The 15037-nt window shown below is 40.0% G+C and carries 16 protein-coding genes; 15 read left to right on the top strand and 1 reads right to left on the bottom strand.

What is annotated here, in order from left to right; genetic code table 11:
* Window positions 1-25: 25 nt before the first annotated feature.
* From FPK91_RS07790 to FPK91_RS07760, 7 genes are all read left to right on the top strand, one after another.
* Complete coding sequence (locus FPK91_RS07790; protein ID WP_144210195.1) at window positions 26-829, top strand: sulfite exporter TauE/SafE family protein; 804 nt, start codon at window positions 26-28, stop codon at window positions 827-829.
* Between the two features lie 102 nt (window positions 830-931).
* Window positions 932-1783: a thymidylate synthase gene (locus tag FPK91_RS07785; RefSeq protein WP_144210193.1), complete on the top strand. Its 852-nt coding sequence runs from the start codon at window positions 932-934 to the stop codon at window positions 1781-1783.
* A gap of 622 nt (window positions 1784-2405) precedes the next feature.
* Complete coding sequence (gene nhaA / locus FPK91_RS07780) at window positions 2406-3581, top strand: Na+/H+ antiporter NhaA (RefSeq protein WP_144210192.1); 1176 nt, start codon at window positions 2406-2408, stop codon at window positions 3579-3581.
* Between the two features lie 18 nt (window positions 3582-3599).
* Window positions 3600-3986 (top strand): hypothetical protein, encoded by a 387-nt coding sequence (locus FPK91_RS07775; RefSeq protein WP_144210190.1) that lies wholly within the window; start codon window positions 3600-3602, stop codon window positions 3984-3986.
* Window positions 3987-4013: 27 nt separating this feature from the next.
* Entirely contained in the window at window positions 4014-4946 is a 933-nt protein-coding gene (gene nhaR, locus FPK91_RS07770) for a transcriptional activator NhaR (protein ID WP_144210188.1), read from the top strand.
* 31 nt (window positions 4947-4977) lie between these two features.
* Window positions 4978-5226, top strand: coding sequence for an FAD assembly factor SdhE (locus tag FPK91_RS07765; RefSeq protein ID WP_144210186.1), 249 nt, complete (start codon window positions 4978-4980; stop codon window positions 5224-5226).
* Window positions 5227-5343: 117 nt separating this feature from the next.
* Window positions 5344-5706 (top strand): protein YgfX, encoded by a 363-nt coding sequence (locus FPK91_RS07760; protein WP_144210184.1) that lies wholly within the window; start codon window positions 5344-5346, stop codon window positions 5704-5706.
* A 1-nt stretch (window position 5707) separates the two neighbouring features.
* On the opposite strand, the gene nadB is transcribed toward FPK91_RS07760, so the two are convergent.
* Window positions 5708-7318, bottom strand: a complete 1611-nt coding sequence (gene nadB, locus FPK91_RS07755; RefSeq protein WP_144210182.1) for an L-aspartate oxidase — start codon at window positions 7316-7318, stop codon at window positions 5708-5710.
* Window positions 7319-7542: 224 nt separating this feature from the next.
* Here nadB and rpoE point away from each other — a divergent pair, with 224 nt between their 5' ends.
* The 8 genes from rpoE (at window position 7543) to era (ending at window position 15033) form a co-directional block, all read left to right on the top strand.
* Entirely contained in the window at window positions 7543-8121 is a 579-nt protein-coding gene (gene rpoE, locus FPK91_RS07750; RefSeq protein ID WP_144210180.1) for an RNA polymerase sigma factor RpoE, read from the top strand.
* Between the two features lie 25 nt (window positions 8122-8146).
* Window positions 8147-8761 (top strand): sigma-E factor negative regulatory protein, encoded by a 615-nt coding sequence (locus tag FPK91_RS07745; RefSeq protein ID WP_144210178.1) that lies wholly within the window; start codon window positions 8147-8149, stop codon window positions 8759-8761.
* A 12-nt stretch (window positions 8762-8773) separates the two neighbouring features.
* On the top strand, window positions 8774-9706 hold the full coding sequence (locus tag FPK91_RS07740) for a MucB/RseB C-terminal domain-containing protein (RefSeq protein ID WP_144210176.1): 933 nt from the start codon (window positions 8774-8776) through the stop codon (window positions 9704-9706).
* 128 nt (window positions 9707-9834) lie between these two features.
* Window positions 9835-10299, top strand: coding sequence for a SoxR reducing system RseC family protein (locus FPK91_RS07735; protein ID WP_144214250.1), 465 nt, complete (start codon window positions 9835-9837; stop codon window positions 10297-10299).
* A 140-nt stretch (window positions 10300-10439) separates the two neighbouring features.
* Window positions 10440-12230 carry a translation elongation factor 4 gene (gene lepA / locus FPK91_RS07730; protein ID WP_144210174.1) on the top strand — a complete coding sequence of 597 codons (1791 nt, stop codon included), beginning with the start codon at window positions 10440-10442 and terminating at the stop codon, window positions 12228-12230.
* 207 nt (window positions 12231-12437) lie between these two features.
* Window positions 12438-13352, top strand: a complete 915-nt coding sequence (lepB, locus tag FPK91_RS07725) for a signal peptidase I (protein ID WP_144210172.1) — start codon at window positions 12438-12440, stop codon at window positions 13350-13352.
* Complete coding sequence (gene rnc, locus FPK91_RS07720; RefSeq protein WP_144210170.1) at window positions 13352-14032, top strand: ribonuclease III; 681 nt, start codon at window positions 13352-13354, stop codon at window positions 14030-14032. Before lepB ends, rnc begins: the two co-directional genes overlap by 1 nt.
* Window positions 14029-15033, top strand: a complete 1005-nt coding sequence (gene era / locus FPK91_RS07715) for a GTPase Era (protein WP_144210168.1) — start codon at window positions 14029-14031, stop codon at window positions 15031-15033. The genes rnc and era overlap by 4 nt, the downstream gene beginning before the upstream one ends.
* Window positions 15034-15037 lie beyond the last annotated feature (4 nt).

Genomic DNA, 15037 nt, shown 5'->3' with positions numbered 1-15037 from the left:
CCCCAGACTTTTATAAGGCCTTACCTTGGATAACATATTACTGGTTTTTTCTATTTGCTTAGGGCTTGGGACAATCGTTGGATTCATGGCGGGACTGTTAGGGATTGGCGGCGGACTAATCATTGTGCCTGCATTGTTGTATTTATTGCCTTGGGTGGGCATTGAATCAACTCAGCTAACTCATGTTGCTATTGCGACTTCTTTAGCATCAATTATTTTGACCTCATTTTCGTCGGCATTGGCTCATCATAAGCGTGGTAACGTCCCTTGGACGCTATTTAAACCTATGTTTCCAGGTATAGTCGTCGGTGCGTTGGCTTCTGGTTTCATCTCAGAGCAAATAGCTTCAGAGCATTTACAACAAGCTTTCTCGGTATTTGTGGTGCTGATGGCAATACAAATGGCATTTCCGTTTAAGCCTAAAGCCAACCCTAAAGTACCTGCATTTGCCGCAATGTTTATCGTATCGATGATTATCGCGGTTATTGCTGGGTTAATGGGTATTGGTGGTGGGGTGCTTTTGGTGCCGTTTTTAAGTTATTGCGGCTTACAAATGCGACAAGCTGTTGGTTTTTCATCTGCGACAGGTTTTTTAATTGCGATGGCTGGGACTGTTGGTTACGTGGTCGCTGGACTTAATACCCCCGATTTACCTCAGGGAACTGTAGGGTTTATATATTTACCAGCACTGGTCGGTATTGTGATCAGTTCCATGCTAGTCGCCCCGCTTGGCGTTAAAGCTGCCAGTGTTTGGCCAACTCCTTTGTTGAAGAAGATTTTTGCGATTTTCTTAATGGTTGTGGGTTTAAAGCTCGCGCTTTCAAGTTAAAAAAATTACACTACTTTCAATTATGTCATCATCAATAATTTCTGAAATATTCTTTGAAATAACCTCTGATGATTAGCAACGTTTTACAGATAGGAATTTACAATGCGTCAGTATTTAGATCTTTGCCAGAACATCGTAGACAACGGTCATTGGATTGAGAATGAACGGACAGGAAAAAGATGTTTGACAGTTATTAATGCTGACCTGCAGTACGACGTAAAGAACAATCAATTCCCAATCATTACCACTCGTAAAAGTTATTGGAAATCGGCAATTGCAGAATTAATCGGTTACATTCGTGGTTATGATAATGCCGCTGATTTTCGTGCTATCGGTACAAAAACATGGGATATGAACGCTAATGATAACCAAAGTTGGTTAAATAATCCTCACCGTAAAGGTGAAGACGACATGGGTCGTGTTTATGGCGTACAAGGAAGAAGTTGGCAAAAGACGTCTGGTGGTAACTTAGATCAGTTAGCAAAAATCGTAGATAACTTATCAAAGGGTATTGATGATCGCGGCGAGATAATCACTTTCTATAACCCTGGTGAGTTTGATATGGGTTGCTTACGTCCATGTATGCATACCCACACATTCTCTTTGTTAGGTGATACTTTATATCTCACCAGTTATCAGCGTTCTTGTGATGTGCCACTAGGATTGAACTTTAATCAAATTCAGGTTTATACCTTTTTAGCCTTGATGGCACAAATTACCGGGAATAAACCGGGTATGGCTTATCACAAAATTGTGAACGCTCACATTTACGAAGACCAACTTGAGTTAATGCAAACTGAACAGCTCAAGCGAGAGCCGTTCCCATCGCCTCAGTTAAAAATTAATCCAGATATAAAAAGCTTAAAGGATTTGGAAACATGGGTGACTATGGATGATTTTGAAGTTGTCGGTTACGAGCATCATGACGCGATTAAATATCCTTTTTCGGTATAGCTTACTTTGTAACATTCCTATACTAATTTGCAGCTTCTTCAATATAGAAGCTGTTAAATTATGTAGCTCTTATTTCTTATCACTTTTGCCCGACACATATTAGCTTTACTCGTAATTCCCTTACACATAGTATCCTTTGCTCACAGTTCATACTTTAGCCTCATCACTTCTAAGTCCCCTGACACTTTAATTATGCAAGCTTAAAGTGTACCTAAACAATATTCAGAGATGGACTTCTAAGCGTATAGTTTTTTTGCGATTTTAAGATTTTTACTATATTTAATGCTTTAAATTGTTTTTTGTTAAAACAAAGTAATATTTCTTGAGTTAAGTATCGAGCAGAGTATTGTGAATGAATGACTTGTTTAAGCCGTCATATGTAGTTCATTTAACCAGTTAGCTAATTTTCATAAATATATAACATTACTTAAATACCTTTTAAAAACCGTATTTTTGACATTTTTTATTGTTGGACGTCACGAAGTTGTTGTTAAATGTGATTAGCTTATCGTTATCTTGCTGAATACCTCGGAAAAACCGAGCTAAACGAGCGAAACTAACGATTATGATTGTTTGAATAGATCCTATAGACTCAAAGTAATTGTTTTATGTGGAGAGAATTATGGAACGTGCAATTAAGAACTTTTTAAGTCAAGAGTCAGCAGGGGGGATCATTTTGATGATCTCTGTAGCGCTGGCGATGTTAATGGCGAACTCGCCGTTAGCAGGTTTATACACTGGCTTTCTTGATACTGAAGTTCAAGTACGTGTAGGTTCACTTGATATTGATAAATCATTATTACATTGGATTAATGATGGCCTAATGGCGTTATTCTTCCTACTAATTGGTTTAGAAGTTAAGCGTGAACTACTGGAAGGTGCACTTTCAAGTGTGTCTAAAGCTTCACTACCTACTTTTGCTGCTATCGGCGGTATGCTATTCCCAGCGCTATTTTATTTAGCGTTTAACTACTCAGACCCAGTGACTCAAGTCGGTTGGACTATCCCTGCGGCGACAGACATTGCCTTTGCATTAGGGATCATGGCGTTACTGGGCAGTCGTGTACCGGTAGCACTTAAAGTATTCCTGCTCGCACTTGCTATCATTGATGACTTAGGTGTAATCGTTATTATTGCATTGTTCTACAGTGCAGATTTATCAATGTTGAGCTTGATCATCGCTGCAATATCTATTGTGTTGATGGTGGCGTTGAATCGTAAAGGGGTTGGTTCACTCATTCCTTATGGTTTGTTAGGTGTGATTCTATGGATTGCAGTGCTTAAGTCTGGTGTACATGCAACGTTAGCAGGTGTCATTATTGCATTCTGTATTCCGTTACGCGCTAAAGATGGCTCATCACCTTCAGAGCATTTGGAGCATAGTTTACATCCTTGGAGTACATTCTTTATCTTACCGATATTTGCCTTCGCAAACGCAGGATTATCATTATCAGGTATGAGTATTACTTCTGTTGTAGAGCCAGTAACCATTGGTATTATTCTAGGTTTATTACTTGGTAAGCCAATTGGTGTTTTATTATTTAGTTATGTAGCGGTTAAATTGAAGCTTGCTGAATTACCACCAGGAATTGGTTGGACTCAAATCATTCCTGTGGCCATCATGACGGGTATTGGTTTCACTATGTCAGTATTTATTTCAGCACTTGCATTTGAAGGTGCACCAGCAGAGTTAGGTGATTATGCAAGATTGGGTATTCTGATGGGATCCATACTCGCTGCTGTTATTGGTTATTTCTGGTTAGATAAAGTTCTTCCTAAAACTGAAGCTAAAGCTTAGTAAATCGGAGCAATAATTATGAAATTAAAACTGTTGTTAGCCTTTGCTATTGGGGTAGTTGTTTTACCTGCTCAAGCTACATCATTCAATGTGTGTCAAAACAATGTTGAGTCTAGTGAATGTAAAAGCTATTTAGATGGCGTAGTTGATGGGGCATTGATGTACCACACTGATACCTCAGGAAGTCGTTTAGATGCAGATAGTGGTTACGAGTCTCGAGCACTTAAATATCGTGCAGGGAAACGCTACCAAGAAGCTAACCGCAGTTTTTGTTCTGACAGAAGTCCTCATAAGGATGATATTGTGCTAGCGATTCAAGAACAAACCGCCAACAGAAACGTCAATAATCTAAGTGAATTATCGATATTTATCGATAGCTTGTTGCACTGTCAGCGACTAAAATAAGCCAACTTTCTTAGCTGGCTTATATGAATGCAACATTTAAATTATAACCATCTATATTATTTCTGGATGGTCAAAAAGAAAGGATCGGTAGCGAAAGCTGCCGATGCTTTATGTTTAGCCCCGCAAACTATCACAGGTCAAATCCGTGCACTTGAAGAACGTCTTAATGGCAGTCTTTTTAAACGTGTCGGCCGCTCTTTAGAATCTACCGAACTCGGTGAAATCGTATTTCGTTATGCTGATAAGATGTTTAGTCTCAGCTATGAAATGATTGATTTACTGTCCTATCAAAAAGATGAAAACATTTTATTTGAAGTGGGTATCGCTGATGCTTTATCGAAAGCGCTTGCAAGCCGAGTTTTATTGACGGTTATTCCAAGCGATGGTTCGATGCATTTGAGTTGCTATGAATCAACCCATGAAAGCCTGATTGCTAGATTACGCGAGCATAAGCTAGATATGATTTTGTCTGATTGTGCTGGTGTTTCTTTACAATATCCCGAGATTCTTTCAAAAAAGCTGGGGGAGTGTGGTATCAGCTTCTTTGCGGCTTCAAAACCTTCTCTGGATTTCCCTGCATGTCTTGAGCAAGAAAAACTACTTATCCCTGGCAAGCGGACTTCTTTGGGTCAGCAACTACATCGCTGGTTTGCTGAGAAAAACCTTAACGTGAGTATTTTAGGTGAGTTTGATGACTCAGCCATGATGAAGGCATTTGGATTTTTCAAGCGAGGGATATTTGTTGCGCCCTCAATTTATCGTCATGATATACTCTCGCAAGGAATGGTTTTAGTTGGCGAAACGACTGATATTAAAGAAGAGTATCATGTTATGTTTGCTGAACGAATGATCCAACACCCGGCAGTTCAACGCTTACTAGAAACAGATTTTAATGATTTGTTTGATGGTGTCGATCCGCAAGTTCAAGATGTTGAGCATCGAAGTTTACAACATCAATAAAGTATCCTTAGAAGATGTTAGGAGAAGTAAATTGGAATTAATGAATATTGCTAGAGTTCGTTGGGCTTGTCGTAGAGGGATGCTTGAGTTAGATGTCCTTTTTCAGCCATTTGTTAATGAAAAATATGCCGCTTTATCGGATAAGGATAAACAAACTTTTATTGATTTATTAGCCTGTGAAGATCCTGAGTTATTTGCATGGTTCATGGGACATGAAGTGTGTCCTAATGAGGAGATGCGTGAAATGGTTGTTATGGTTCGTGGTCGTCCGCAAGCGTAAATCGTTCATTTATACCTGTTTGCAAACGCAAATAATGGTTGCGCTTAACTGATGCTCTTCAGTTTGAGCGCTTCATTTAATCAATACCTTTCACATATCGTGTTAGTGAGTATTTGCATGACTGGCTATATTCTGTGGCCAGAAATTCACACATTATTTTATCAAATTATTTTCTATTCAATATTTGTCGCTAATCTCGCTTTCTTTAGTATTCACCTTTACGCGCTTAAGAGCTGGCACTGCCAATTTTACCTTGATGAAAATGGCCAAGGGTCGATATCTATTGGCATTCTTGAGAATCATGCTTTTGAATTTTGGCGCAGCCCAATTGTTACGGTATTTGCAGCAGCCATGTTTATTGAAGTTCAGAAGGGCGAAAGCCGTAGTAGGCAGTTGTTAATCGTTTGGAGTGATATGTTTGACGACAGCAGTTATCGAAACCTGTGCCGCCAACTCTTATCTTGGCAAAAGAAACCTTAAGTTATCTCTCTGGCTGCAAAACAGTAGGTTGAGGATTATCTATTTGTTCAGGGTAATCCGCGTTGTAATGCAATCCACGACTCTCTTTTCTTTCCATAGCGCAGCGGATAATTAATTCAGCAACTTGAACCAGATTTCTTAATTCCAGCAAGTTATTACTGACGCGGAAGTTACTATAATATTCTTGAATTTCTTGTTGTAACATTGCACAACGTCTAAGTGCACGTTCTAAACGTTTGTCAGTTCGCACAATACCAACGTAATCCCACATGAATAATCTGAGTTCATGCCAGTTGTGGGCAATAACCACTTCTTCATCTGAATTGGTTACCATACTTTCATCCCAATGCGGTACTGGACCTGGTGTTGGAATTTTCTTAAGTAAACTTTCAATATCTTGCGCTGCAGCTCGAGCAAAGACTAAGCACTCTAATAGGGAGTTACTGGCTAATCTATTGGCGCCATGCAACCCGGTATAGGCAACCTCACCAATAGCATAAAGGCCATTGATATCGGTTTGACCATGCAAGTCTGTCATTACGCCACCACAGGTGTAATGGGCCGCTGGAACCACAGGAATAGGATCTGTAGTGATATCAATGCCAAATTCTAAGCAGCGGCTATAGATTGTTGGAAAATGCTTAATGACAAAATCTGCAGGTTTATGGCTGATATCAAGATATAAACAATCAGCGCCTAAACGCTTCATTTCATAATCGATAGCTCTGGCAACAATATCCCTAGGGGCCAGTTCAGCACGTTCATCAAACTCTGGCATAAAACGAGTTCCATCAGGGCGCTTTAAATAAGCCCCTTCACCGCGTAATGCTTCGGTTAGTAGATAGTTTCTAGCATCAGCGTGATACAAACAGGTTGGATGAAATTGATTAAATTCCATATTGGCTACGCGACAACCGGCACGCCAGGCCATCGCTATGCCATCACCGCTAGCAATATCGGGATTTGAAGTATATTGATAAACCTTTGAGCTACCACCGGTTGCAATGGCAACAAACTTAGCTGTTATTGTTTCAACATGTTCAGCATCACGATTCCAGACATAAGCACCAACAACACGATTACCGACACGATTTAACTTACGTGTAGTGATTAGGTCGATAGCATTATAGCGTTCAAGGACTTTAATATTTGGGTGAGCCATTGCTTGGTCTTGCAAAGTCGTTTGAACTGCTTTTCCTGTTGCGTCAGCTGAATGCAATATGCGCCTGTGGCTATGACCACCTTCACGGGTTAAATGATATGGGGCAGAACTTTGATCACCGTCAGTTTCTTCTTTATCAAATGCAACGCCACATTGAATAAGCCATTGCATCGACTTTTTAGCATTTTCGGCGGTATAAGTGACGACTTCTTTATCGCAAAGGCCAGCGCCTGCAATCAAAGTATCACTCACATGTGATTCAATAGTATCCGACTCGTCGAAAACGGATGCTATTCCACCTTGGGCATAATAAGTCGAGCCTTCAGCAAGAGGGCCCTTAGAAAGGAGAATAACTTGTGCCTTTTCAGCTAGATGCAATGCAAGTGTTAACCCTGCTGCACCGCTACCTATAACCAAAATGTCAGACTGGTGTTCAACTGCTTGTTTCATAAGGTATCATGGGGTACTTAATATGTTCCTTCATGGTAAAACAAATACGCTTTTTTGGGTACTCAGACATTACTATTTAACGAAGATATCGCTAATTTTTTAAATAAATTAATTTTTTTTCATTCAATATCGAACTTTTTCAAAGCACACGAGTCTACTTTATTGTGAATATGATTCGAGCGACTGAGAAATCAGTATTATAGATTTAGGAGTAGTCGGCTCGGATGAGTGGACAAATAAGTGATCAACAGTTAGTTGAACGTGTACAGCGCGGTGATAAAAACGCATTTAATTTGTTAGTCCAAAAATACCAAAACAAGGTAATGAGTTTGATTTCACGTTACATACGAAATCAAGCGGATATAGCAGATGTTGCACAAGAAGCGTTTATTAAAGCTTATCGTGCATTACCAAACTTTCGTGGTGAAAGTGCTTTTTATACTTGGCTTTACCGAATTGCAGTAAACACTGCAAAAAATCATTTAGTTTCTCAAAGCAGAAAAACACCGGCAAACAGTGTTGATGCAGAAGAAGCTGAATACTATGAAGGCAGCGATGCATTAAAAGAATTTGCTTCACCAGAACGCTTGGTGTTATCAGAAGAAATTAATCGCGTGATTTTTGAAACGTTAGAATCGTTGCCAGAAGAATTGAAAGTGGCAATATCGCTACGTGAACTCGATGGTATGAGTTACGAAGATATTGCTAACATCATGGATTGTCCTGTTGGTACGGTGAGATCTCGCATCTTCCGCGCACGGGAATCAATCGATAAAAAACTTCAGCCTTTGCTGGAACAGTAATAGTCTTAATTGACACAGGTGATAAATGCTTAAATCAGGTCAAGAATGGGTTTCATCAGCAGTTGACGGTGAAGTTGATGCGAAAACATTAGCGGAACTATCGGCAGACGAAGAGTCGCATAGTACATGGCAGAACTATCATATGATAGGTGACGCTATGCGCGGCGAATTACCACAGACAATTGATTTGGATCTTTCTGCTAATATTGCAGCGGCAATTGAATTAGAACCTGCAATTATGGCTCCTCAGACTCAAACACATTCAGTGCACGATACTGAAACGGTTACAGAGACTAAGAAAGACAATGTCGTGCCATTCTTTAAGCAATTCGGTCAGTATGCAATAGCTGCCACCGTCGCTATGGTCGCTATTGTTGGTGTGCAAAACTATGGTCAAGATCAAAATACTGAGTCGCCATTACCCGTATTGAACACTCGCCCATTAATTGGTTCTGCTTCACCTGTTAGCTTACAAACGGGCGCTGTTCAGAGTCAATCAAGCAAGAGTTCTGACAATGTGGTTGAACAACGTCGCCGCATTAATTCATATATCCAAGATCATATGCTACAACAAAGGTTGAATTCAGGTGTCGTTGTGGATAACAATAGCGAAACTGAACAAAACGTTATTAATCATTAATTCGGAGTTAGCTTGCGTCTAATCCTGTTAGCACTTGCTGTATTGGCTTTTCCTAGTATTGCCGAAGAAGAAATCTCAGCTAAAGCTTGGCTTGAAAGTATGAGCCAAGCGTTACAAACCAAACAATTCAAATCTTCTATCATTCAACTTCAAGCCGATCACATTCGGCCGCTGGTCTATTTACATGGAACAGTAAACGATAAAGAAGTCGCATTCTTAGAATATCTCAATGGTCCCCCTAAAAATGCCGTTAGAGTTGCCAATACAGTCACCTTTATCGAGCATGACCAACCTGCATACAGTATTAATGCTCCTCGCATCCAAGGTATGTGGCCAAGTATTTTTGCTGGTGATATCAGTGAATTAGAACAAGGTTATCAATTTGTTTTAGGTGGCCGTAGCCGTATTGCAGGGCGTCCAGGGCAAATGATCCGTATTATTCCTGTTGATGAACACCGTTTTATGTCGCAAGTTTGGGTTGATATGGAAACGCGTTTACCTTTGCGTTACGACATGATTAATCAAGATAAACAGCTACTTGAACAAATGATGGTTATTGAGCTATTAGAGCTAAATGAACCAGCAAGCATTCTTGTAGAGGCTGAAAAGCAAGAATTACCACCGGTGATGAACCCTGCAGAACGAATAGAAGGTCAGAATTGGCAGTTTAATTGGTTACCCGCAGGTTTTCATTTGGTTGTTAAAGATCATCATCGCCTTCTGGGGAGTGATGAATCGGTTGAATATATTGCGCTAACAGATGGGCTTGTGAATATTTCAGTCTATGTGGCTCGAATGGGTGATAGCCCAATGCCTGATGAGTTAATCACTAGAAATGGCCTTTCCATGGTCGTTGAACAAGTGGGTAATGTTGAAGTTGTTGCTGTGGGTAAGGTACCTTCCGACACGCTGAACCGTATTGCCAAGAGCCTCGTTCTAAAATAATAACGTGCTAAACTATGATTGTACTTAAGTAAGTCATAATAAGTTATTTCGGTGAATAAAGAGCCTCGATGAAAAAAGAATCGTTCCAAACTAACCCACCCGAACCGACTCCAGCATTAACACAATCTATGTTGGAGGAGGTTGCAACAGTAACTGCTTATGATTCGGGTTGGGTTACTGTGGAGATGGAACTTAAAAGTGCCTGTAATCATTGTGCCAGCAGTGATAATTGCGGTACATCATCAGTGGCAAAAGCATTCTCTATCAAGAAGCAACAATTCTCAATATTAAGTGAACAAGCTTGTGAAGTGGGTGATTTACTCAAACTGGCTTTACCTGAAAGCGTGATTGTAAAGGCAGCGATGCTGATTTATATCACTCCTTTAATCGGCTTGTTTACTGGCGCTTTAATCGGACAAACTCTCGGTGGCAGCGTTAATATCAATCCTGATTATTCCGCTATTGTGTTTGCTGCGATTGGCAGTTATTTAGCTTGGAAAGTCGCTAAGAAAAAAGCTGTAGCACTTGAAAAAGCCTCGACGCCCGTGATAACGGCATATTTAGGCCAAGGGATCAGTCTCAAGCGCGCCTAAATGTATCGATTTTGATGGAATAATCACAGAAGTTGTTACTGTTTTCTGTTCGGTTATTGATTCTGATTGGTATTAACCCCTTTATCAGGTACAATTCTTCTCATTATATCCACCATATTAGTAGTAGTCATTTCGCCCTCATGAAACACATTAGAAACTTCTCAATTATTGCCCATATCGACCATGGCAAATCAACATTGTCTGATCGCCTTATCCAATTTTGTGGTGGTTTATCAGACCGTGAAATGGACGTTCAAGTTCTCGACTCAATGGATATTGAGCGCGAACGTGGTATTACCATTAAAGCGCAGAGTGTCACACTCGATTACAAAGCTAAAGATGGTGAAACTTATCAACTTAACTTTATTGACACACCTGGTCACGTTGACTTCTCTTACGAAGTATCACGTTCTTTAGCTGCGTGTGAAGGCGCATTGTTAGTTGTTGATGCCGGTCAAGGCGTTGAAGCACAAACACTCGCTAACTGTTACACAGCATTAGAAATGGAACTTGATGTGGTACCGATTTTAAATAAAATCGATTTACCACAAGCCGATCCTGATCGCGTTGCTGCTGAAATAGAAGATATTGTTGGTATCGACGCTATGGAAGCTGTGCGTTGCTCAGCGAAAACAGGTATTGGTATTGAAGATGTATTAGAGGTTATCGTTTCAGATATCCCTCCACCAGAAGGTGATCTTGATGCACCGCTTCAAGCACTTATTATCGATTCTTGGTTCGATAGCTACCTTGGCGTTGTTTCACTTGTCCGTATTAAACATGGCATCTTGAAAAAAGGTGACAAGTTTAAAGTAATGTCGACAGGTCAAAACTATAATGCTGACCGTGTTGGTATTTTCACGCCTAAACAAACAGATACTGCAGAGTTAAAAGCGGGTGAAGTTGGTTTTGTGATTTCTGGCATTAAAGAAATTCACGGCGCACCAGTAGGTGATACGTTAACCCATGCTAAACATGGTGCAGAAGCTCCTTTACCTGGTTTTAAAAAGGTGACACCTCAGGTATATGCTGGTGTATTCCCAATTTCAACTGATGAGTTTGAAAGTTTCCGTGATGCATTGAACAAACTGAGCTTAAATGATGCGTCATTATTCTTTGAGCCTGAGTCGTCTTCTGCATTAGGTTTTGGTTTCCGTATTGGTTACCTTGGTCTACTGCACATGGAAATCATTCAAGAGCGTCTTGAGCGTGAATACAATCTTGATTTGATTACCACTGCGCCAACGGTTGTTTATGAAGTTAAAATGAACAACGGTGAAGTGGTGTATGTTGACAACCCCTCTGATTTGCCTGCAATCAATAATATTGAGCTTATTCGTGAGCCGATTGTAGAAGCTAACATGTTAGTGCCGAAAGAATACTTAGGTAATGTTATTACTTTATGTGTTGAAAAACGCGGAGTACAAACTAACTTGGTTTATCACGGCAACCAGGTATCAGTGACTTATGATTTACCAATGGCTGAAGTTGTGATGGACTTCTTTGATAGATTAAAATCAACCAGTCGTGGTTATGCATCATTAGAGTATAACTTCAGTCGTTTTGAAGAAGCGGACATGGTTCGTTTAGATATCATGATTAATGGCGATAGAGTTGATGCATTAGCAATGGTTATTCATCGCTCAAACATTCGTCATCGTGGTTTAGCGTTAGTCGACAAGATGAAAGAACTAATTCCTAGACAAATGTTTGATATCGCAATCCAAGCTGCGGTAGGTAGTCAGATTATTGCCCGTTCTAACATTAAAGCAATGCGTAAAGACGTAACAGCTAAGTGTTATGGTGGCGATGTATCGCGTAAGAAAAAGCTACTGAATAAACAGAAAGAAGGTAAGAAACGCATGAAGCAAGTAGGTAACGTTGAAGTACCTCAAGAAGCGTTCTTAGCTGTTTTAAGACTCAATGATTAAATCTATTAGATTGTTATAGAGTTTCGATAACGCCGCAGTTTGCGGCGTTGTCATTAGCAAAAGTTAATTTTATTAAAACAGTTTATTAGTATAATTTGTAACATTACAGTTAGTGAAAAGAGCTGTGTTACATAGGATACTCATTGTTGAGCGGTTTATTCGTTAAACTATTTTTTGAAAGTGTTAAAGGCAGGAGCTTAAATTTTAATGGCAGCCCATTTCTCTCTTATTCTCACCATTATAACCCTTGTAAGTGGGTTAATTTGGTTAATCGATGCGACGTTATTCGCGCCTAAACGACGTGAAAACCTTGCCTTAGCAGAAGCAAAGCAATCAGATTTAAGTGATGAAGCGAAAGAAAGTATTACGCGTGAATCAACTATTGTTGAATTTGCTCATTCTATATTTCCAGTTATCGCATTCGTGTTAATACTGCGTTCATTTATCTATGAGCCTTTTCAAATCCCGTCAGGTTCGATGAAACCGACTTTGCTTGTTGGTGATTTCATTTTGGTTGAGAAATTCAGCTATGGTCTTCGGGATCCTGTATGGCGCAGCAAGTTAATTGAAACGGGCGAGCCAGAACGTGGTGATGTTTTTGTATTCAAATATCCAGAAGACCCAAGTATAGACTATATTAAAAGAGTTATAGGCTTACCTGGTGACCGCATTGTTTACCAAAATAAACAGTTTTTAATTCAGCCTAAGTGTGATGATTCAACTAGTTGTCCACCAGCAAAAGCAATTACGTTAAGCAGTGTTAATCGCGGTGAGTTTACTCAGCAAGGCGTGCCTTTAGCTCGTTATACAGAGCAGCTAGGTGATGTTGAACATGACATTTTGATTAACCCTTCGCGTCCGGATTTTAGTACACACTTTTTTGACCAGGCTGGCACTGCCGTCGGTGAATTTATTGTTCCTGAAGGTGAATATTTTGCTATCGGTGATAACCGTGATAATAGTACCGACAGCCGCTTTTGGGGATTTGTTCCTGAAGCTAACCTAGTCGGTAAAGCGGTTGCCATTTGGATTAGTTTTGAATTTGAACGTCCCGCCAGTAGCTGGTTACCAACATGGGTACCAACTGATGTACGTTTTGACAGAGTAGGTGCGATTAAGTAATGGAACCAATAAAAAACTTACCGCGTTTATGCCAGACATTAGGCTATGAATTTACAAACGTTGATTTACTAACACAGGCGCTAACGCACCGAAGTGCAGCTTCGAAACATAACGAACGTTTAGAGTTCCTTGGTGACTCTATTTTGTCGATTATTATTTCAGATGCACTTTATCATCAGTTCCCTAAAGTCACTGAAGGTGATTTAAGCCGTATGCGCTCAACCTTAGTAAAAGGCGAAACGTTAACTGTTATAGCTCAAGAATTTAAGTTAGGTGACTACCTATACTTAGGGCCTGGAGAGCTTAAAAGCGGTGGTTTTAGACGTGAGTCAATTTTAGCTGATGCAGTAGAGGCCATTATTGGCGCAATCTACATTGATGCCGATATTGAAACTTGTCGTAAGCTCTTACTGACATGGTATGAAAAACGTTTAGCGGAAATAAAACCTGGTATTAACCAGAAAGATCCTAAGACGATTTTACAAGAATATCTTCAAGGTTATAAAAAACCGTTGCCTGAATACCATGTTGCAGATGTTAAAGGCGAGGCACATAACCAGACATTCACCGTTGAATGTCGCGTTGCAGAAATAAATAAAGTAGTGACAGGCGTCAGTACTTCAAGAAGAAAAGCTGAACAGCTAGCTGCTGCTCAGGTATTGGAGCTTATTAATAAATGACCAACAAAACAGACTTGCCAGAGAACTCACCAGTTGAGCCGAGTTTAGATGAACTATTGGCAAGGATGAATGGCGCTGCGCCAGCCGCTACAGCAAAATATGAGATCACCTATTGTGGTATGGTCGCCATTGTCGGCCGCCCTAACGTAGGTAAGTCTACTTTACTAAACAAGTTACTTGGACAGAAAGTCAGTATTACCTCTAAAAAGCCACAAACGACTCGTCATCGTATTATGGGTATCCATACCGATGAAGCTAAGCAAATCATCTTTATCGATACGCCAGGCTTACACATTGAAGAAAAACGCGCTATCAACCGTTTAATGAACCGTGCTGCAGCAAGTTCGCTTGCTGATGTTGCTATGGTTGTTTTTGTTGTTGATGGTATGACGTGGACCGAAGATGATGAAATGGTACTCAAGAAGTTAGAGCAAGGTAGCGGTAAACGTAAAACCGTTCTAGCCATTAACAAAGTTGATAATATTAAAGATAAAGAGTCATTATTTCCTTATCTAGAAAAGTTATCTGCTAAGTTTAATTTTGATGAGATTTTGCCTATATCAGCGACCAAAGGCACTAACATTCAACGAATTTTAGATTTAGCCAGTGAGTCATTACCTGAAGCACCTTTTTACTTTCCAGAAGATTATGTGACGGATCGTTCACAACGTTTTATGGCATCTGAAATTGTTCGTGAAAAACTGATGCGCTTCTTAGGTGACGAATTACCTTATGATGCGACAGTAGAAATTGAACAGTTCAAAATGATGGAAAACGGCATTTATCATATCAATGCGTTAATCTTGGTTGAGCGAACGGGCCAAAAACGTATGGTGATTGGCAATAAAGGCGAACGTATCCGTACTATCGCCACTCAAGCTCGACTCGATATGGAAACCTTGTTTGATAATAAAGTTTTCTTAGAAGTTTGGGTTAAGGTTAAATCTGGCTGGGCTGATGATGAGCGAGCGTTAAGAAGCTTAGGTTACGGCGAAGATTAATCCT

It is taken from the genome of Shewanella donghaensis, from assembly GCF_007567505.1.
Classification (GTDB): domain Bacteria; phylum Pseudomonadota; class Gammaproteobacteria; order Enterobacterales; family Shewanellaceae; genus Shewanella; species Shewanella donghaensis.
The sequence above is the reverse complement of the archived record's forward strand: the minus strand, read 5'-3'. Positions and strand labels throughout refer to the sequence as shown.